This is a genomic window from Devosia sp., from assembly GCF_025809055.1.
Lineage (GTDB): Bacteria > Pseudomonadota > Alphaproteobacteria > Rhizobiales > Devosiaceae > Devosia.
In genome coordinates, this window is sequence record NZ_CP075529.1 from 924,094 (window position 1) to 944,768 (window position 20,675).

General features: G+C 61.1%; 16 protein-coding genes. All 16 read right to left on the reverse strand.

Annotated elements, in window-relative coordinates; all coding sequences use genetic code 11:
- Nucleotide 1: 1 nt before the first annotated feature.
- Nucleotides 2–280, reverse strand: coding sequence for a 30S ribosomal protein S19 (rpsS, locus tag KIT02_RS04545; RefSeq protein ID WP_297582811.1), 279 nt, complete (start codon nucleotides 278–280; stop codon nucleotides 2–4).
- A gap of 3 nt (nucleotides 281–283) precedes the next feature.
- On the reverse strand, nucleotides 284–1,123 hold the full coding sequence (rplB, locus tag KIT02_RS04550; RefSeq protein ID WP_297582813.1) for a 50S ribosomal protein L2: 840 nt from the start codon (nucleotides 1,121–1,123) through the stop codon (nucleotides 284–286).
- An 18-nt stretch (nucleotides 1,124–1,141) separates the two neighbouring features.
- On the reverse strand, nucleotides 1,142–1,435 hold the full coding sequence (locus KIT02_RS04555) for a 50S ribosomal protein L23 (RefSeq protein WP_297582815.1): 294 nt from the start codon (nucleotides 1,433–1,435) through the stop codon (nucleotides 1,142–1,144).
- Nucleotides 1,432–2,052 (reverse strand): 50S ribosomal protein L4, encoded by a 621-nt coding sequence (gene rplD / locus KIT02_RS04560; RefSeq protein ID WP_297582817.1) that lies wholly within the window; start codon nucleotides 2,050–2,052, stop codon nucleotides 1,432–1,434. Before rplD ends, KIT02_RS04555 begins: the two co-directional genes overlap by 4 nt.
- Nucleotides 2,053–2,748: a 50S ribosomal protein L3 gene (rplC, locus tag KIT02_RS04565; RefSeq protein ID WP_297582819.1), complete on the reverse strand. Its 696-nt coding sequence runs from the start codon at nucleotides 2,746–2,748 to the stop codon at nucleotides 2,053–2,055.
- 82 nt (nucleotides 2,749–2,830) lie between these two features.
- Complete coding sequence (rpsJ, locus tag KIT02_RS04570; protein WP_035080820.1) at nucleotides 2,831–3,139, reverse strand: 30S ribosomal protein S10; 309 nt, start codon at nucleotides 3,137–3,139, stop codon at nucleotides 2,831–2,833.
- Between the two features lie 67 nt (nucleotides 3,140–3,206).
- Nucleotides 3,207–4,397 (reverse strand): elongation factor Tu, encoded by a 1,191-nt coding sequence (tuf, locus tag KIT02_RS04575; RefSeq protein WP_297582822.1) that lies wholly within the window; start codon nucleotides 4,395–4,397, stop codon nucleotides 3,207–3,209.
- Between the two features lie 65 nt (nucleotides 4,398–4,462).
- A complete protein-coding gene (gene fusA, locus KIT02_RS04580) occupies nucleotides 4,463–6,553 on the reverse strand; it encodes an elongation factor G (RefSeq protein ID WP_297582824.1) in 2,091 nt (696 codons plus the stop codon).
- A gap of 12 nt (nucleotides 6,554–6,565) precedes the next feature.
- A complete protein-coding gene (gene rpsG, locus KIT02_RS04585) occupies nucleotides 6,566–7,036 on the reverse strand; it encodes a 30S ribosomal protein S7 (RefSeq protein WP_297582827.1) in 471 nt (156 codons plus the stop codon).
- Between the two features lie 14 nt (nucleotides 7,037–7,050).
- Entirely contained in the window at nucleotides 7,051–7,422 is a 372-nt protein-coding gene (gene rpsL / locus KIT02_RS04590; protein WP_035080811.1) for a 30S ribosomal protein S12, read from the reverse strand.
- Between the two features lie 410 nt (nucleotides 7,423–7,832).
- Nucleotides 7,833–8,945 carry a Gfo/Idh/MocA family oxidoreductase gene (locus KIT02_RS04595; protein ID WP_297582832.1) on the reverse strand — a complete coding sequence of 371 codons (1,113 nt, stop codon included), beginning with the start codon at nucleotides 8,943–8,945 and terminating at the stop codon, nucleotides 7,833–7,835.
- Between the two features lie 9 nt (nucleotides 8,946–8,954).
- Nucleotides 8,955–9,737, reverse strand: a complete 783-nt coding sequence (locus KIT02_RS04600; protein ID WP_297582834.1) for an ATP-binding cassette domain-containing protein — start codon at nucleotides 9,735–9,737, stop codon at nucleotides 8,955–8,957.
- A gap of 2 nt (nucleotides 9,738–9,739) precedes the next feature.
- The gene (locus tag KIT02_RS04605; RefSeq protein ID WP_297582837.1) at nucleotides 9,740–10,861 is read right to left on the reverse strand and encodes an ABC transporter permease; all 1,122 of its coding nucleotides are present in this window, start codon (nucleotides 10,859–10,861) and stop codon (nucleotides 9,740–9,742) included.
- 85 nt (nucleotides 10,862–10,946) lie between these two features.
- Nucleotides 10,947–11,888, reverse strand: coding sequence for a sugar ABC transporter substrate-binding protein (locus KIT02_RS04610; protein WP_297585110.1), 942 nt, complete (start codon nucleotides 11,886–11,888; stop codon nucleotides 10,947–10,949).
- A 178-nt stretch (nucleotides 11,889–12,066) separates the two neighbouring features.
- Complete coding sequence (gene rpoC / locus KIT02_RS04615) at nucleotides 12,067–16,251, reverse strand: DNA-directed RNA polymerase subunit beta' (RefSeq protein WP_297582839.1); 4,185 nt, start codon at nucleotides 16,249–16,251, stop codon at nucleotides 12,067–12,069.
- Between the two features lie 79 nt (nucleotides 16,252–16,330).
- Entirely contained in the window at nucleotides 16,331–20,473 is a 4,143-nt protein-coding gene (gene rpoB / locus KIT02_RS04620) for a DNA-directed RNA polymerase subunit beta (protein ID WP_297582842.1), read from the reverse strand.
- Nucleotides 20,474–20,675: the final 202 nt, after the last annotated feature.

The following is a 20,675-nucleotide window of genomic DNA, read 5'->3' on the forward strand; positions in this document are numbered from 1 at the left end:
CTTACTTCCTCTTGGCCTTCTTGTCGGCCGCGTGCCCGTAATAGGTACGGGTCGGAGCGAACTCACCGAACTTGTGACCGATCATTTCCTCGGTCACGGAGACCGGGATATGCTTCTGGCCGTTGTGAACGCCGAACGTGACGCCAACGAACTGCGGCAGGATGGTCGAGCGACGGGACCAGATCTTGACCACGTCGTTGCGGCCAGAGGACTGGGCCTTCTCGGCCTTCTTGAGCAGATAGCCGTCGACGAACGGCCCCTTCCAGATTGAACGGGTCATGTCTTACCTGCCCTTCTTCACGTGACGGCTGCGAACGATGAACTGGTCCGTCGCCTTATTGGAACGCGTACGCTTGCCCTTGGTCGGCTTGCCCCACGGAGAAACCGGATGACGGCCACCAGAGGTACGGCCTTCACCACCACCATGCGGGTGGTCGACCGGGTTCATGGTCACGCCGCGGTTGACCGGCTTCTTGCCGAGCCAGCGGTTGCGACCGGCCTTGCCGAGCGAGGTGTTGGCGTGGTCCTGGTTGCTGACGGCACCGACGGTAGCCAGGCAGGAACCATGGACACGGCGCTGCTCACCCGAGTTGAGGCGCAGAATGGCCCAACCCTGGTCGCGGCCCACATACTGGGCATAGGCACCGGCGGAACGGGCGACCTGACCACCCTTGCGGGGCTTCAGCTCGATATTGTGCACGATCGTACCGACCGGCATGCGTTCCAGCGGCATGGCATTGCCCGGCTTCACGTCGGCACCGTTCAGCGACGAGATGACCTTGTCGCCGGCAGCCAGACGCTGGGGAGCCACGATATAGGCGAGTTCGCCGTCTTCGTACTTCACCAAGGCGATCCAGGCCGTGCGGTTCGGATCGTATTCGAGACGTTCAACGGTCCCGACGACATCGAACTTCACGCGCTTGAAATCGATCATGCGATAGCTGCGCTTGTGACCACCACCGCGATGGAAGGCGGTGATGCGGCCACGATTGTTGCGGCCACCGGATTTGCTGAGGCCTTCGGTCAAAGCCTTGACCGGAGCGCCCTTCCACAGTTCCGAACGATCGGTCGTGACCAGGGTACGACGGCCTTCGGAGGTGGGATTGTAAGTCTTTAGAGCCATTTGTCTGTCTCTCGTCCCTTAGAGGCCGGTCGAAATATCAATCGACTGACCATCAACCAGGGTCACAACGGCCTTCTTGACGTCGTTGCGGTTACCCAGGCGGCCGCGGAAGCGCTTCACCTTGCCCTTGCGGACCAGGGTGTTCACTGCCTTGACCTTGACCGAAAACAGCTGCTCGACGGCGGCCTTGATCTCGGTCTTGTTGGCGTCGATGGCGACGTCGAAGACGACCTGGTTGGCTTCAGAAGCCATGGTCGACTTTTCCGTCACAACGGGGTTACGGATGATGTCGTATGCGGCAAGCTTGTTCATGCGAACCTCGCTTCGAGCGCCTCAAGCGCTGCCTTGGTGAGGACGAGCTTGTCACGCTTCAGGATCGACACAACGTTGATCCCCTGCACCGGCAGCACGTCGATATTCGGGATGTTGCGCGCGGCCAGAGCAAAGTTCTGGTCGACATTGGCACCATCGATGATCAGGGCGTTCGCCCATTCCAGCTTACCGAAGGTCGTACGCAGGGCTGCAGTCTTGGCTTCCTTCTGGACAACGCTGTCGATGACGATCAGCGAGCCAGCCTTGGCCTTGGACGACAGGGCATGCTTCAGCGCCAGGGCGCGGACCTTCTTGGGCAGGTCGATGGCATGGCTGCGCGGGGTCGGACCGAATGCACGGCCACCACCACGGAACTGGGGAGCCTTCCGGTCGCCGTGACGAGCGCCGCCCGAACCCTTCTGCTTCACGAACTTCTTGCCCGTGCGCGCGCCTTCCGACCGGTTCTTCACGTCATGCGTGCCGGCCATGGCCTTGAGCTGCTGGTAGCGAACCATGCGGTGAAGGATGTCGGGGCGGACTTCCAGGCCGAACACGTCGTCCTTGAGGTCGACAGTACCGGCAGCCTTACCCTCGAGAGTGGTTACCTTGAGTTCCATTTACTTCGCTTCTCCCGCAGCTGCGGCCTCGAACGAACCCGGCAGGGTCACGTTCGCGGGAGCCGGCTTCTTGACGGCGTCTTTGATCATGATCCAAGCGCCCTTGGCGCCCGGGACCGAACCCTGGATCATGATCAGGCCACGCTCCACGTCGGTCCGGACGACCTTGACGTTCTGCGTGGTGATGCGACGATCGCCCATATGGCCCGGCATCTTCTTGTTCTTGAAGGTCTTGCCCGGATCCTGGCGGCCACCGGTCGAACCGATGGAGCGGTGGGAAACGGACACACCGTGCGAAGCACGCAGACCGCCAAAGTTCCAACGCTTCATACCACCGGCAAAACCCTTACCAATCGAGGTACCGGTCACATCGACCAGCTGGCCCTCGGAGAAGTGGTCGGCCTTAAGCGTGGCACCAACTTCGATCAGGTTGTCGGCATCGACGCGGAACTCAGCCACGTGACGCTTGGGTTCGACCTTGGCGACGGCGTACTGGCCGCGCTCAGCCTTGGAAATGTTCTTGGCCTTGGCCTGGCCGGCACCGAGCTGGAGGGCCACATAGCCGTCCTTCTCAAGCGTACGCTGGCCCACCACCTGGCAGTTCTGCAGTCCCAGCACCGTCACGGGGACGTGCGAGCCGTCCTCGACGAAGATGCGGGTCATCCCCAGCTTCTGTGCGATCAATCCAGAACGCATCGGTTTTTACCTTCTCATTTGGCGCTCTGCCGGGTCATGGCTTCAGAGGACCCTTTTGGCGGCAGGCGCGGAAACTCGTTTCTTAGAGCTTGATTTCGACGTCGACGCCGGCGGCGAGATCGAGCTTCATCAGTGCATCGACCGTCTGGGGAGTCGGGTCCACAATGTCCAGGAGACGCTTGTGGGTCCGGATCTCAAACTGCTCGCGCGCCTTCTTGTCGATGTGCGGCGAACGGTTGACGGTGAACTTGTCGATGCGGGTCGGCAGCGGGATCGGGCCCCGTACCTGCGCACCCGTACGCTTGGCAGTGTTGACGATCTCGCGGGTCGAGGTGTCGAGCACGCGATGGTCAAACGCCTTGAGGCGGATGCGAATATTCTGACCGTTCATCTTCTCAAATCCTGACAAAATGGATCGCGGCGCGCTGACACGCGCGCCGCGAAAGTCTTTGGGACGATTACTTCAGGATCTTCGCGACGACGCCGGCGCCGACGGTGCGGCCACCTTCACGGATAGCGAAGCGGAGCTTCTCTTCCATTGCGATCGGAACGATGAGCTGAACGTTCATGTTGATGTTGTCGCCCGGCATGACCATCTCGGTGCCTTCCGGCAGCGTCACGATGCCGGTCACGTCGGTGGTGCGGAAGTAGAACTGCGGACGGTAGTTGCCGAAGAACGGAGTGTGACGGCCGCCTTCTTCCTTGGTGAGGATATAGGCCTCAGCAACGAAGTCGGTGTGCGGGGTCACGGAACCGGGCTTGCAGAGCACCTGGCCGCGTTCCACCTGGGTGCGGTCGATACCACGGATCAGGGCACCGATGTTGTCGCCAGCTTCACCCGAGTCGAGCAGCTTGCGGAACATTTCGACACCGGTAACGGTGGTCTTCTGGGTGGCCTTGATGCCGACGATCTCGACTTCTTCACCAACCTTGACGATACCGCGCTCAACGCGACCGGTCACCACGGTACCACGACCCGAGATCGAGAACACGTCTTCGATCGGCATCAGGAAGGGCTGGTCAACCGGACGTTCCGGCTGCGGGATGTACTCGTCGACATTGCGCATCAGTTCGAGAACGGCGTCGTGGCCGAGCTTCGGATCGCCGTTTTCCAGAGCAACCAGGGCCGAGCCCTTGATGATCGGGATATCGTCGCCGGGGAACTCGTACGAGGACAGCAGTTCGCGCACTTCCAGCTCAACGAGCTCGAGCAGTTCCGGATCGTCGACCATGTCGCACTTGTTCAGGAACACAACGAGGGCCGGCACACCAACCTGACGGGCGAGCAGGATGTGCTCGCGGGTCTGCGGCATCGGGCCGTCGGCAGCCGACACAACCAGGATCGCGCCGTCCATCTGGGCAGCGCCGGTGATCATGTTCTTCACATAGTCGGCGTGGCCGGGGCAGTCGACGTGAGCATAGTGACGGTTTTCAGTCTCATACTCGACGTGAGCGGTGTTGATGGTGATACCGCGGGCCTTCTCTTCCGGAGCGGCGTCGATCTGGTCATACGCCTTGAAGGTGGCGCCGCCGGTCTCAGCCAGAACCTTGGTGATTGCCGCTGTCAGCGAGGTCTTGCCATGGTCAACGTGACCGATGGTGCCGATGTTGCAGTGCGGCTTGTTACGGGCAAATTTTTCCTTCGCCATCACTTTTCTCCAAATTCGTCAGCGCAATCGCCGACTTTCAGTTGAGTTTGTAGCTTGCGCTGTTGTTAGGCGTATTTGGCCTGGACTTCGTCGGCGACTGCCTGCGGAACCTGCTCGTAGTGATCGAACACCATCGAGTACTGAGCTCGACCCTGGCTCATGGAGCGGAGCGAGTTCACGTAGCCGAACATATTCGCGAGCGGCACATAGGCATTCACGACCTGGACCACACCACGGCCTTCAGTGCCCTGGATCTGGCCACGACGCGAATTCAGATCGCCGATGACGTCGCCCATGTACTCATCCGGCGTCGTAACTTCAACCTTCATGATCGGTTCGAGGATCTTCGGGCCGGCTTCACGCAGGGCTTCACGGAAACCCGCGCGGCCTGCGATTTCGAATGCCAGCACCGAGGAGTCGACGTCATGGTAGGCGCCGTCAGTCAGGGTGACCTTCACGTCCACGACCGGGAAACCGATCAGCGGGCCTGCGCCCATGACCGATTCGATACCCTTGCTGACGCCAGGGATGTATTCCTTGGGCACCGCACCGCCAACGATGGCGTTGACGAATTCCAGACCCTTGCCGACTTCACCCGGCTCCACAGTGATCTTGATGCGGGCAAACTGGCCCGAACCACCCGACTGCTTCTTGTGGGTGTAGTCCTTTTCGGTCTTGCGGGTGATCGTCTCGCGATAGGCCACCTGCGGCTGACCGATATTGGCTTCCACCTTGAACTCGCGCTTCATGCGGTCGACGAGAATGTCGAGGTGCAATTCGCCCATGCCCGAGATGATGGTCTGGCCGGATTCCTCGTCGGTCTTGACGCGGAAGGACGGATCTTCGGCGGCCAGGCGGTTGAGGGCAAGGCCCATCTTTTCCTGGTCGGCCTTGGACTTCGGCTCGACGGAAATGTCGATAACCGGATCCGGGAAAACCATGCGCTCGAGGATAACCTGCGAGTTGGTCGGGGCCAGGGTATCACCGGTGGTGGTATCCTTGAGGCCCACGATGGCCACGATGTCACCAGCAAAGGCTTCCGTGATCTGCTCGCGGCTATTGGCGTGCATCTGGAACATGCGGCCAACGCGTTCGCGCTTGCCCTTCACGGTGTTTTCCAGGCTGACGCCGGCTTCGAGGTGACCCGAATAGATGCGGCAGAAGGTCAGCGAGCCCATGTGCGGGTCGTTGGCGATCTTGAAAGCCAGCATCGAGAGCGGCTCGCTGTCGTCGGCATGACGTTCGATCGGCTCTTCGGTCTTGGCGTCGATACCCTGGATGGCGGGCACGTCGGTCGGAGCCGGCAGGAAGTCGATAACGCCGTCGAGCAGGGGCTGAACGCCCTTGTTCTTGAAGGCGGAGCCGGCAAACACCAGGAAGAACTTGGTATCGCAGACGCCCTTGCGGAGCAGACGACGGATGGTGTCGTTGTTCGGCATTTCGCCTTCGAGGTAAGCTTCCATCGCAGCGTCGTCCATTTCGACGGCGGCTTCGATCATCTGCTCACGGAACTTCTCGGCCTTTTCCTTGAGGTCAGCCGGGATTTCCACGACGTCCCACTGGGCGCCGAGTTCTTCGTTGCGCCAGACCAGAGCGTTCATCTCGATCAGGTCGACAACGCCCTTGAACTCGTTTTCCGCGCCGATCGGCAGCTGGACCGGGACGCCCTTGGCACCCAGACGCGTGCCGATCATCTCGACGCAGCGGTAGAAGTCGGCACCGATCTTGTCCATCTTGTTGACGAAGATCAGGCGCGGCACGTGGTACTTGTCGGCCTGGCGCCAGACGGTTTCGGTCTGGGGCTCAACACCGGCATTGGCGTCGAGTAGAGCGACGGCACCGTCGAGCACGCGCAGCGAACGCTCGACTTCAATGGTGAAGTCCACGTGGCCGGGGGTGTCGATGATGTTGAAGCGGTGCATCACGCCTTCGCGCGACTTCCAGAAGGTGGTGGTCGCAGCCGAGGTGATGGTGATGCCGCGTTCCTGCTCCTGCTCCATCCAGTCCATGGTGGCGGCGCCGTCGTGGACTTCGCCGATCTTATGGGACTTGCCGGTGTAGTAGAGGATACGCTCTGTCGTGGTCGTCTTGCCAGCATCGATGTGCGCCATGATGCCGAAGTTACGGTACAGATTAATCGGATATTCGCGTGCCATAGGGACCTCCTACTACCAGCGGTAGTGCGAGAAGGCACGGTTGGCATCAGCCATACGGTGCGTATCTTCGCGCTTCTTGACGGCCTGGCCACGGCCATTCATGGCATCCATGAGCTCGCCGGAAAGACGCTCGCGCATGGTGTTCTCACCACGCTTGCGGGCGCTGTCGATGAGCCAGCGGATGGCCAGGGCCTGCTGACGGTCGGCACGGACTTCAACCGGAACCTGGTAGGTGGCACCGCCAACGCGGCGCGAACGCACTTCAACGGCAGGACGGATATTGTCCAGGGCGCCGTGGAAGACCGCGATCGGGTCCTGCTTGGTCTTGGCTTCGACAATGTCGAAAGCACCATAGACGATGGATTCGGCAGCAGACTTCTTGCCGTCCTTCATCAGGGAGTTCATGAACTTGGAGACGACGAGATCACCGAACTTGGGATCGGGAATAACGTCTCGTTTTTCGGCGCGATGGCGACGGGACATGACTCAAATTCTCCTTACTTCGGACGCTTCGCGCCGTACTTCGAACGGCGTTGCTTGCGGTCCTTGACGCTCTGCGTATCGAGAACGCCGCGGAGCACGTGATAGCGGACACCCGGCAGGTCGCGAACGCGGCCGCCGCGGATGAGCACGACGGAGTGCTCCTGAAGGTTGTGACCTTCGCCCGGGATGTACGAAATCACTTCGCGCTGGTTGGTCAGGCGAACCTTGGCCACCTTGCGCAGAGCCGAGTTCGGCTTCTTCGGGGTCGTCGTGTACACACGGGAGCATACGCCGCGCTTCTGCGGGTTGGCTTCCATGGCCGGAACCTTGTTCCGCTTTGGCTTGCTGGCGCGTGGTTTGCGGATCAGCTGATTAATGGTGGGCATTGCGCTCTTTCCATTGGTCCAAAAGTTTACGGTCAGCACAAGCAAACCAAAGCGGCGCTCGCCCGGATCCGGAAGGGATTCGGCGGCGCCTCAGTTGCAGCGGACCACCCGCCTTTCGGCAGCAGTCATGCGCACAAGGATTTGCTTCGTCTAACTACCCGACAGTGTGTTTGATTGCCCTGGATTCCCGCACAAGTTGGCAGGGACCCGGCGTGACAATCACGACCGACCGCTAAGGTAGGCGCTGTTTAGAGCCGATGACTCGCCTCGTCAAGGATTCTTTCGTGAAAAAACCGAGGGAGAGCCATGCGTTTGCGGCACCTGCACGCGCCCTGATCTGAATCGGGCGACTGGACGGACTGCCGCAAAACCGTTCGGCAGGGACTCGATCGAGGATTCGCGATGCTTGTTTACGGCCGCACCCAACGCTCGTCCCGATGGCTTCGAGCCATGGCATGGACGATCCGTTCAATGCCCAGACCAGCCGAAAAATCAATGACCCTGGCCGGCTCGCCCCTGATCGCACGCAGAAGTTCGTGGCATTCAATGATCTTGAGATCGTTGAACCCGAGCCCGTGCCCGGGAGCCGGAATGAACCGATCGTATGGCTTGTGCAACGGGCCGGCCAGAACAGTGGTAAATCCCTGCCCTGCTGCCGCCCCCGAGGCCCTGTAGATTTGCAGCTCGTTCATCCGCTCCTGGTCGTAGAGGATACTCCCGGCCGAGCCGAATATCTGCAGGGCAATACGACCCTTGCGCCCCCATGCCGAGCGATTGACCGCCAGGATGCCGCTGACGTCCCCTACTTCAAAGAGCACATTGGCGATGTCAAAGGTCTCGACCGCGCGTCTCCCGCCACCCTGGGTCGGGCGGCTGTCATAAGGCTTGGCCTGCTGCGCAAAAACGCGCGTCAGCTCTCCGATCAGGACACGAATGAGGCTGAGCGGATGGACCGCGAAGTCATCCAGGGCCCCATAACCCGAGCTGGCTTCGCTCTTCCAGTAGAATTGCGCCTCCGGATCCGCCATGAAGTCTTCGTCCATCTCGATGCGGACGTGATTGACCGTGCCAATGGCACCCTGCCCGATTAGTTCCTCGATCTGCCGGACCATCGGGCTCTGAATATAGTTGTAACCGAGGATGGCCACGCGCCCGCTTCGTCGGGCGGCCGCCTCCATGCGCTCCGCATCGGCAAGGTGCACGGCCATAGGCTTTTCGCACCAAACGTGTTTTCCCGCTTCGAGCGCCGCGACGGCCATCTCGGCATGGAAGGCATTTGGGGTTGTGATCGAGACGACATCGACCTGCGGATCGTCGATCAACTGCCGCCAATCACCGGAGGCGCGCTCGAATCCGAACTCCCCTGCCCGCCGTTCCGCCAAGTCGGTACTTGCTTCGGCCAGGTGTCGAAGACGCGGCCGCGGGCCATCACCAAATACCGCCTTCACCGAAGTCCAGGCCAGCGCATGGCACTTGCCCATATATCCCGTGCCGATAAGTCCGACGCCAATTGTATCCGACATGGCCTGCTCCTAGACGGTTCCACCAAGCGATGAGCTCAGTTCCGCCAATTCGGCCCCGCCCGCCATCATGTCCTGCAGTTCTTCCGGGCTGAGTTCGCCCTTGCACGCGGTGCCCAAAGTTTTGCCGCGATTGAGCACCGTGAAGCGGTCGCCCACCGCGAGAGCATGGCGCACATTGTGAGTGATGAACACAATGCCAATGCCGGTCTTGCGGACTCGGTCTATGGTTGCCAGAACATTGGCGGTCTGCCGCACACCCAAAGCCGAGGTCGGCTCGTCAAGGATCAGAATCTTGGCGCCGAAATAAACGGCGCGCGCGATCGCCACGGTTTGTCGCTCGCCGCCCGAAAGCGTCCCCACGGCCTGCTCGGGCTCGCGCAGATTGATGCCCATGCGGCGCATTTCCTCCATGGTGACCTGATTGGCCTTGTCCATATCAAGGAACTGGAAGGGGCCGAACCTGCGGCGCGGCTCGCGCCCCATCCAGAAATTGCGGGTCACCGACATTAGCGGAATCATCGCGAGATCCTGGTAGACGGTCGCTACGCCAGCCTCCATGGCGTCTCGCGGCGTGTCGAAATTCACCGCCTTGCCATTCATGCGGATTTCGCCCGAGGTTGGCTTGTGGACCCCGGCCATGGTCTTGATGAAAGTAGACTTGCCGGCACCGTTGTCGCCGAGCAGGCAATGGCATTCGCCGGGCATGATGGAGACCGAAACGCCATTGAGGGCAATGACAGGCCCAAACTGCTTCTTGATCTCGACCAGTTCAATGAGGGGTTGATCGGCCATAGTCAGCGCTCCCCGGTGATCAGGCGGCGGATATAGGTGTTGAGGATAACGGCGAGCAGCAGGATCACGCCCAGGAACACCCGGAAAAGCGAACTTTCCACACCGGCGAAGAACAGGCCTTGCTGCACGACACCGAAGATCAGCGCGCCGAGCGCCGCCCCGATGACCGAACCATACCCCCCGGTGAGCAGCGCACCGCCGATCACCACCGCAATGATGGCCTCGAACTCCTTGAGCAGGCCTCGATCGGCGGCGGCGGAGCCGAACTCCATGACCTGGCACGTGGCGAAGACGGTGGCGCAAAAGGCCGAAAAGACGAACATGGCGATTTTCACTCGATCGACCGGAACGCCCACATAGCGGGCGGCCTTTGCGTCGCCGCCAGCGGCATAGATCCAGTTGCCGAACCGGGTACGGGTCAGCAGCACGTGGGCAAAGATGACCAGCACCAGCGCCCAGACCATGAGCATGGGAATACCATCGACCACGGGCTGTCCGGCCCGATTGCCGGCTGTAAACTTGGCGACTACACCGATATCGGCCAGCCAGGTGAAAACAAAGCCCAGTATCTTGCCGCCGAAGATCGGCGCCAGCCAGTCCCCTTCCGCCGCATCCTTGACGCCACCGATAATGGTCTGTCGGGTGGTCGCGATGGAAAAGTAGATCGTTAGCCCACGCAGGATATAAAGCGAGGCCAAGGTCACGATGAATGACGGCAGCCCAGTTTTGATAACCAGGTAGCCGTTGGCCCATCCGACCAGCATCGCCACGCCGAATGCCGCGATGATCGACAGCCACATCGGCAGGCCAAGATGTACGCTCAACAGCGCAATGACAATGCCCGAAAAGCCGATCATGGAGCCGACCGACAGATCGAATTCACCCGCGATCATTAGTAGGCACGCCCCAACCGCGATAATGGCGAACTGCGCGGAGACAACGCCCCAGTTCAGGATGCCATCGGGGGCGAACATGCCCGAGCCGCCCGCGACTACGGCAAAGTAGATAAAAACGACGACAGTGCCTGCCATGGCGCCCAGTTCGGGGCGGACGAAGGCGCGGCGCAGGTGCGACTGCTGCTGCATGCGCTCGTCGGACGGCACTGCAGAGGGCTGATCGGTCATTTCGACTTATCCCCACTGCCATCGACACATGGGATCGATGGCGCATTGAAGGAGCCGCGCGCGTCGCGCGGCCCCGGACTGATGATTAGCGATAGGTACCGGCGTACTGCTCGACCAGAGCGATATTGTCCTTGGTGACAAAGCCGGGACCGGAATTGACCGAGTTGCCGGGGATGACGCCAAAGCGCGCAAGGTTGGTCAGGAACACCACCGGCAGGTAGCCCTGCAGATAAGGCTGCTGGTCAATCGCGAAGGCAATTACGTCGGCCTTGATTGCGTTGGCGATCTGTTCGGACAGGTCGAACGTGCCGAAGAAGATGGCGCCGGACTTTCCGGTAGCATCTAGGGCGACGATGGTCGGCTCGGCCGACGTCGGACCCAGTGCCAGAATGCCATTCGTGTCGGGATTGGCCTGCAGATAGGCCTGCACCTTGGACATGATTTCGGCAGGATCCTGCCCGGAATCGATCATCTGGCTCCCCAGGTCGGTGCCGATGGCATCGGCAAACCCCTGGCAGCGTTCAACAGAGGCCGGGTTAGTGATGTAGTGGTTGACGCAAAGGAAGCTGGTCACCCCAGCGGCCTTGGCGCGTTCGCCAGCACCAAAGCCTGCGTCGTATTCCGGCTGCCCAACGTGGAGCAGAGCGCCGATTTCCTTGGACTGCTCCTCAGTACCGGAATTGATCGTGATTACCGGAATGCCACGCGCAACGGCGTCAGAAAGCGGGCCGGACAGCACATCGAAATCGGCAATGGTAGCGATGATGCCATCGGGGTTGGACGCCGTTGCCTGCTCAATGATCCGGGCCATGTCGGCGAGGTCGCCTGTTGGCGGATTGCGATATTCCACCGTAACGCCCATCTGGTCGCCGGCCAGGGTGATAGCGTTCTTAATCGTGTTCCACCAACTGTCGGAATCAGGTGCGTGCGATACTAGTACGAAGCGCTCACCATCGGCAGCGGCCGGCAGAACAGTAGCCGGCATCACGGCAGCGGCCAGAGCGAAAGCCGCAAGGCCCTTGGTCATAATGTTCATCGATTTCCTCCCTCGTGAAAAGGTTTTCGAAATAGCCTATTCATTCTATTTCTAACTCACCACGAAACAAACATTCCATTCTTGGCATAATCCGTCAAGCTCCCCGCTGACCGTACGCAAAAGAAAAGGGGCCCGAAGGCCCCTTCCCCAAATTCGCGATGTCCGACGCTTACTCGGCGGCCGGCGCGGCGATCTTCACCGTCTCGGCCTGCCGGCGACGCTCGTCCAGGATAAGGTCGTCGCGCTTGGACGCAATCTGCTTGGCCTTGGACTGGCCCGCACCGGTACCGGCCGGAATGAGGCGGCCGACGATGACGTTTTCCTTGAGGCCTTCGAGAAGGTCGGCCTTGCCGGAAACGGCAGCTTCGGTCAGCACGCGCGTGGTTTCCTGGAACGACGCCGCCGAGATGAACGACCGGGTCTGCAGCGAAGCCTTGGTGATACCGAGCAGGACCGGATTGGCAGTCGCCGGCTTCTTGCCTTCGGCCGCAAGCTGGTCGTTGAGCTCGTCGAAGTCCAGCTTGTCGAGCTGCTCGTCCTTAAGCAGGCCGGAGTCACCGGGTTCCACGATTTCGACCTTCTGCAGCATCTGGCGAACGATCACCTCGATGTGCTTGTCGTTAATCAGCACGCCCTGCAGACGGTACACTTCCTGGATTTCGTTCACCAGGTAGCGCGCCAGTTCCTCGACGCCCTTGATCGCAAGGATGTCGTGCGGAGCCGGATTGCCGTCGAGGATGTACTCACCCTTCTCGATGGCGTCGCCTTCCTGCAGATGGAACGGCTTGCCCTTCGGGATCAGGTATTCCACCGGATCGGCACCGTCTTCAGTCGGCTCGATGATCACGCGACGCTTGTTCTTGTAGTCGCGGCCGAAGCGGATGGTGCCATCGATCTCGGCGATGATGGCGTGATCCTTCGGACGACGCGCTTCGAAGAGCTCGGCAACACGCGGCAGACCGCCGGTGATGTCCTTGGTCTTGGCGCTTTCCAGCGGGATACGCGCCAGCACGTCACCCGGCGAAACCTTCTCGCCCGGCTCGACCGCGATGATCGCGTCGACCGAGAGAAGGTAACGGGCGTCACCACCACGATCCACCTTGGCAATGGCACCGCCACGGCCGATGGCAAGCGCGGGCTTGAGGCCCTCGCCACGCTGGTTGCCGCGCCAGTCGATGACCACGCGCTTGGTGAAGCCGGTGGCCTCGTCGGTGTTTTCTGCGACAGATGCACCATCGACCAGGTCTTCGAACACCACCTCGCCCTCGACTTCGGCGAGGATCGGACGGGTGTACGGGTCCCATTCGGCCAGGCGCTGGCCACGGCGGACGGTATCGCCCTCCTTCACCAGCAGCTTGGAACCATAGGTCACCTTGTGCACGCTGCGTTCCTTGCCATCGGCATCCAGAACCGCCAGCGAAACGTTACGGGCCATGACGACAAGCTTGCCGTCCTCGACCTTGACCACGTTCGGGTTGCGGATCTCGATCTTGCCTTCGGCGCCGGATTCGAGGAACGAGCTGTCCACCACCTGCGCGGTACCACCAATGTGGAACGTACGCATGGTGAGCTGGGTGCCGGGTTCACCGATCGACTGTGCGGCAATGACGCCGACTGCTTCACCCATGTTGACGGGCGTACCGCGAGCCAGGTCACGGCCATAGCAGGCCGCGCAGCAGCCCTGGCGCATGTCGCAGGTCAGCGGCGAGCGGATACGGATCGACTGGATCCGGGCTTCCTCGATGACGTCGACATGCTTTTCCTCGAGCAGAACGCCCTTGGCGGCAATGAGGTCACCGGTCAGCGGGTGGAACACATCGTCAGCCGTCGTACGGCCCAGAACGCGCTGGCCGATGGAGGCCACGATCTGGCCGGCGTCGACGATCGGCTCCATGGTCAGACCACGATCGGTTCCGCAATCCTCGGCCACGATGATGGCGTCCTGCGCCACGTCGACGAGACGACGGGTCAGGTAACCGGAGTTCGCGGTCTTGAGTGCGGTATCGGCCAGACCCTTACGGGCACCGTGGGTGGAGTTGAAGTACTCCAGCACGTTCAGGCCTTCCTTGAAGTTCGCGGTGATCGGCGTCTCGATGATCGAGCCGTCCGGCTTGGCCATCAGGCCGCGCATACCGGCAAGCTGCTTCATCTGGGCCGGTGAACCACGGGCACCCGAGTGAGACATCATATAGACCGAGTTGATCGGCTTCTGACGACCGGTTTCCTTGTCGATCTGGACGGTACGGATGGCGTCCATCATCTTCTCGGCAACGGCGTCACCGCACTTGGCCCAGGCGTCGACGACCTTGTTGTACTTTTCGCCCTGGGTGATCAGGCCGTCATTGTACTGCTGCTCGAATTCCTCGACCAGCTTCCTTGTGTCTTCCACGATCGTGTACTTGGACGCCGGGATAACCATGTCGTCCTTGCCGAAGGAAATGCCGGCATCGCAGGCGTTCTTGAAGCCGAGCTGCATGACGCGGTCACAGAAAATGACCGTCTCCTTCTGACCGCAACCGCGATAGACGGTGTCGATCATCTTGGAGATCATCTTCTTGGTCATGAGCTGGTTCGCGGTCGCGAACGGCACGGCCGGGTTCTTCGGCAGGATCTGGCCGATAAGCATGCGGCCCGGGGTCGTCTCCACGATCTCGGTGGTGAGGTTGCCCTCCGCATCCCAGGCCGGGACGCGCGCCTTGATCTTGGTGTGCAGGGTCACGACGTTGTTGTCGAGAGCATGCTCGAGCTCGGCATAAGACCCGAAGGCCATGCCTTCGCCCGGCTCGTTCTCGTTCATCAGCGACAGATAATAGAGACCAAGCACGATGTCCTGGCTCGGCACGATGATCGGCTGACCATTGGCCGGGTGCAGGATGTTGTTGGTCGACATCATCAGCACGCGTGCTTCCAGCTGGGCTTCGAGCGACAGCGGCACGTGAACGGCCATCTGGTCGCCGTCGAAGTCGGCGTTGAAAGCGGTACAGACCAGCGGGTGCAGGCGGATGGCCTTGCCTTCGATCAGCACGGGCTCGAAAGCCTGGATGCCGAGGCGGTGCAGGGTCGGTGCGCGGTTCAGCAGAACCGGGTGCTCGCGGATCACCTCGTCCAGGATGTCCCAGACTTCCGGCTTTTCCTTTTCCACCAGCTTCTTGGCCTGCTTCACCGTCGAGCTGAAGCCCTTGGCTTCGAGGCGCGAGTAGATGAACGGCTTGAACAGCTCGAGCGCCATCTTCTTGGGCAGACCGCACTGGTGCAGCTTGAGGCTCGGGCCAACGGTGATGACCGAACGGCCGGAATAGTCCACGCGCTTGCCGAGCAGGTTCTGGCGGAACCGGCCCTGCTTGCCCTTGAGCATGTCGCTCAGCGACTTCAGCGGACGCTTGTTTGCACCGGTGATGGTGCGGCCACGGCGGCCGTTGTCGAACAGCGCGTCAACGGCTTCCTGCAGCATGCGCTTTTCGTTGCGGATGATGATATCCGGCGCACGCAGCTCGATCAGGCGCTTGAGGCGGTTGTTGCGGTTGATCACGCGACGGTAGAGATCGTTGAGATCGGAGGTCGCGAAGCGGCCACCATCCAACGGCACCAGCGGGCGCAGCTCGGGCGGGATGACCGGCACGACGGTCATGATCATCCATTCCGGCTTGTTGCCGGAGATGATGAACTGCTCGACGATCTTGAGGCGCTTGGCCAGCTTCTTGGGCTTGAGCTCGGTGGTGGCTTCGGCGATCTCGACGCGCAGGTCGGCGGCGATCTTTTCCAGATCGAGCGCAATCAGCATGTCGCGGATGGCTTCGGCGCCAATCTTGGCGGTGAAGCTGTCGGCGCCGTACTCGTCCTGGGCGTCGATATACTGCTCTTCAGTCAGCAGTTCGCCCGTGGTGAACGGGGTCAGGCCGGCATCGATGACGACATAGTTCTCGAAATAGAGAATGCGTTCGATATCCTTCAGCGTCATGTCGAGCAGCAGCGCGATGCGGCTCGGCAGCGACTTCAGGAACCAGATGTGGGCGACCGGAGCGGCCAGCTCGATATGGCCCATGCGCTCGCGGCGCACGCGGCTGAGCGTGACTTCAACGCCGCACTTCTCGCAGATGACGCCCTTGAACTTCATGCGCTTGTACTTGCCGCACAGGCACTCATAGTCCTTCACCGGCCCGAAAATGCGGGCGCAGAACAGGCCGTCACGTTCGGGCTTGAACGTCCGGTAGTTGATGGTCTCGGGCTTCTTGATCTCGCCGTACGACCAGGACAGGATTTTTTCCGGCGACGCGATCGAGATCTTCATCTGATCGAAAGTCTGCACGGGGATGGCCGGGTTGAACGGGTCCATGACGTGGGAATGCTGGTTCATCTATTTTCTCCTCTGTCCGGCCGGGTCGCGGTGCTCCGCAGGACCCGTCCGGTGGGTGAATGGGGGTGGAAGTGCCGGATTATTCCGCCGCTTCCTGAGGAGGTGCGAGCTCGCCCTCGGCTTCGTTGGCCGGAGCCTCCAGTTCGCGGTTCTCAAGTTCGACATTGAGACCGAGCGACCGGATTTCCTTGACCAGCACGTTGAAGCTTTCTGGGATGCCCGCTTCGAAGGTGTCGTCGCCACGCACGATGGCCTCGTAGACCTTGGTACGGCCCGCCACGTCATCCGACTTGATGGTGAGCATTTCCTGCAGCGTATAGGCGGCGCCATACGCTTCGAGGGCCCACACTTCCATCTCGCCGAAGCGCTGACCGCCGAACTGGGCCTTGCCGCCCAGCGGCTGCTGGGTAACCAGCGAGTACGGACCGATCGAGCGCGCGTGGATCTTGTTGTCCACGAGGTGGTCGAGCTTGAGCATGTAGATGTAGCCCACGGTCACCTGGCGGTCGAACTGCTCGCCCGTACGGCCGTCGAACACGGTCGACTGACCCGAGGACTTCAGCCCTGCCCGCTCCAGAAGCTCGACGATGTCGGCTTCCTTGGCGCCATCGAACACCGGCGTCGCGATCGGAACACCCTTCGACAGGTGCTCGCCGAGGCGCAGCAGGCTGTCGTCGTCCAAGTCATTGACGCTGTTGTCATTGGCGAACAGCGTACCGATCTCGGCGCGGAGCGGCTTGAGATCGCCCTTGGCCTGATAGGCGCGGACCATGTCGTCGATCTTCTTGCCCATGCCGGCACAGGCCCAACCCAGGTGGGTTTCAAGGATCTGACCGACATTCATGCGCGAAGGCACGCCCAGCGGGTTTAGCACGATGTCAACCGAAGTGCCGTCTTCGAGATACGGCATGTCTTCGACAGGTACGATGCGGGACACAACGCCCTTGTTGCCGTGACGGCCGGCCATTTTGTCGCCTGGCTGGATCTTGCGCTTGGTGGCGATGAAGACCTTGACCATCTTCATCACGCCCGGCGGAAGTTCGTCACCGCGCTGCAGCTTGTCGACCTTGTCGATGAAGCGCTGCTCGAGCAGACGCCGGCTTTCTTCATACTGGGCATGAAGCGCTTCCATCTCGGTCATGACCTTGTCGTCATCGACCGCGAACTGCCACCACTTCGAACGCGGCTGCGCTTCGAAGATGGAGTCGTTTAGCTTGGTGCCGGTGACATAGCCCTTCGGGCCAGCCGTGGCCGCCTTGCCGAACAGCATTTCCTTGAGACGGGCATAGACGTTGCGGTCCAGGATCGACTGTTCGTCGTCACGGTCCTTGGCCAGGCGCTCGATTTCCTCGCGCTCGATGGCCATGGCACGCTCGTCCTTGTCGATGCCGTGGCGATTGAACACGCGCACTTCAACGACAGTACCAGCATCGCCCGGCGGCACGCGCAGGGAGGTGTCACGGACGTCCGAGGCCTTTTCACCGAAAATGGCGCGGAGGAGCTTTTCTTCCGGCGTCATCGGCGATTCACCCTTGGGGGTGATCTTGCCCACCAGGATATCGCCCGGCTGAACTTCGGCGCCGATGTGAACGATACCGGCTTCGTCGAGGTTCTTGAGGGCTTCTTCCGAAACGTTCGGAATATCGCGGGTGATTTCTTCCGGACCAAGCTTGGTGTCGCGGGCCATCACTTCGTATTCCTCGATATGGATCGAGGTGAAGACGTCCTGCATGGCGATCTTTTCGCTGAGCAGGATGGAGTCTTCGAAGTTGTAGCCATTCCAGGGCATGAACGCGACGAGCACGTTGCGGCCCAGGGCCAGGTCGCCCAGTTCGGTCGACGGACCATCCGCGATGATGTCGCCGGCATTGATGTGGTCGCCCACAACCACCAGCGGACGCTGGTTGATGCAGGTCGACTGGTTCGAACGCTGGAACTTCATCAGGTTGTAGATGTCGACGCCCGACTTCGAGGCATCGGTTTCTTCCGTTGCGCGAATAACGATACGGGTCGCATCCACCTGGTCCACCACGCCGGAACGCTTGGCGGCAATGGCGGCGCCGGAGTCACGGGCCACGATCGGCTCCATGCCGGTGCCCACGAACGGAGCCTCGGCACGCAGCAGCGGCACCGCCTGGCGCTGCATGTTCGAACCCATCAGCGCGCGGTTGGCGTCGTCGTTCTCAAGGAACGGGATCAGCGAAGCGGCGACGGACACCATCTGCTTGGGGGAAACGTCCATCAGGTCGACGTTTTCCTTCGGCGTCAGGCCGTTGTCGCCAGCATGGCGGGCCACAACCAGGTCATCGGCCAGTTCGCCACCCTTGGTGAACTGCACGTTGGCCTGGGCAACGTAGTGCTTGGCCTCTTCCATGGCGGAGAGATAGACGACTTCGTCGGTCAGCTTGCCGTCGACGATCTTGCGGTACGGGGTCTCGATGAAACCGTACTTGTTGACGCGGGCAAAGGTCGACAGCGAGTTGATCAGACCGATATTGGGGCCTTCCGGCGTCTCGATCGGGCAGATACGGCCATAATGGGTCGGGTGCACGTCGCGGACTTCGAAGCCGGCGCGCTCGCGGGTCAGACCACCCGGTCCAAGAGCCGACAGGCGGCGCTTGTGGGTGATTTCCGAGAGCGGATTGGTCTGGTCCATGAATTGGGACAGCTGCGACGACCCGAAGAATTCGCGCACGGCGGCAGCAGCCGGCTTGGCGTTGATCAGGTCCTGCGGCATCACCGTGTCGATTTCGACCGAACTCATGCGCTCCTTGATGGCGCGCTCCATGCGGAGCAGACCAAGGCGGTAGGAGTTTTCCATGAGTTCGCCGACCGAACGCACGCGGCGGTTGCCGAGATTGTCGATGTCGTCGATTTCGCCACGACCGTCGCGCAGGTCGACCAGCGTGCGGACGACTTCCACGATGTCTTCCTTGCGCAGGGTGCGCATGGTGTCGGGCGCGTCGAGCTCGAGGCGCATGTTCATCTTGACGCGGCCAACGGCCGACAGGTCATAGCGCTCGCTGTCGAAGAACAGCGACTGGAACATGGCTTCCGCCGTTTCCACGGTCGGCGGCTCACCCGGACGCATGACGCGGTAGATGTCGAACAGGGCGTCTTCGCGCGTCTCGTTCTTGTCCACGGCCAGCGTGTTGCGCAGATAGGCGCCGATGGTGACGTGATCGATATCCAGGATCGGCAGTTCGTCAAAGCCCAGGCCGACCAGCTTGGTCAGCAGCTTTTCGTCGATCTCGTCGCCGGCTTCGGCATAGATCTCGCCGGTCTTGAGATTGACCAGGTCTTCGGCCAGGTACATGCCGAACAGGTCTTCATCGACCGCCAGCAGGTGCGTCAGGCCGTTTTCGGCCAGCTTCTTGGCCTGGCGGGCGGAAAGCTTCTTGCCGCCCTCATGAACCACGTCGCCGGTCTTGGCGTCGATCAGGTCATGGGTCGGCTTGGCACCCTTCCACTTTTCGGCATCGTAAGGAACGCGCCAGCCCTTGTCGGTCTTTTCGTAGTTCAGCGTGTTGTAATAGGTGCTGAGGATTTCCTCGGCATCCATGCCCAGCGCCTTGAGCAGCGAGGTGACCGGAATCTTGCGGCGACGGTCGATACGCGCATAGACGATGTCCTTGGCGTCGAACTCGATATCGAGCCACGAACCGCGATAGGGAATGATGCGGCCGGCAAACAGCAGCTTGCCTGAGGAATGGGTCTTGCCCTTGTCGTGGTCGAAGAACACGCCGGGCGAACGGTGCATCTGGCTGACGATGACGCGCTCGGTGCCGTTGACAATGAAGGTGCCGTTCGACGTCATGAACGGCATGTCGCCCATATAGACGTCCTGCTCCTTGATGTCCTTGACCGAGCGGGCGCCGGTTTCCTCGTCCACTTCGAACACGATCAGCCGCAGGGTCACCTTGAGCGGGGCAGCGAAGGTAATGTCGCGCGCACGGCACTCGTCGATGTCATACTTGGGCTGCTCGAACTCGTAGCGCACGAATTCCAGCGAGGCAGTGTTGGAAAAGTCGGTGATCGGGAAAACCGACCGGAACACGGACTGCAGACCCTCATCGGACCGGCCGCCCTTGGGTTCGTCGACCATGAGGAACTGGTCGTACGAAGCCTTCTGGACTTCGATCAGGTTGGGCATCTCCGTGACTTCGCGGATGGACCCGAAGGACTTGCGAACCTTGCGGCGGCCGTTGAACGTGGTAGCCATGAAAGCTCCTACTTTCAGTTTTGCCGCGCCTCTGCCGAACGGCCCTGGGGCCATCCGCGACGCGGCGTTATTGCCTGTCTCGGAGGCACATATCCAAAGACCCGACAATCAGCCGTCGGCGCTCGGGATATATGCCCATTCAATTTCTGCGGGCCTGACAGATGTCGACGTCTCTCGCTCCAGGCCCGGCAGCGAGATCACA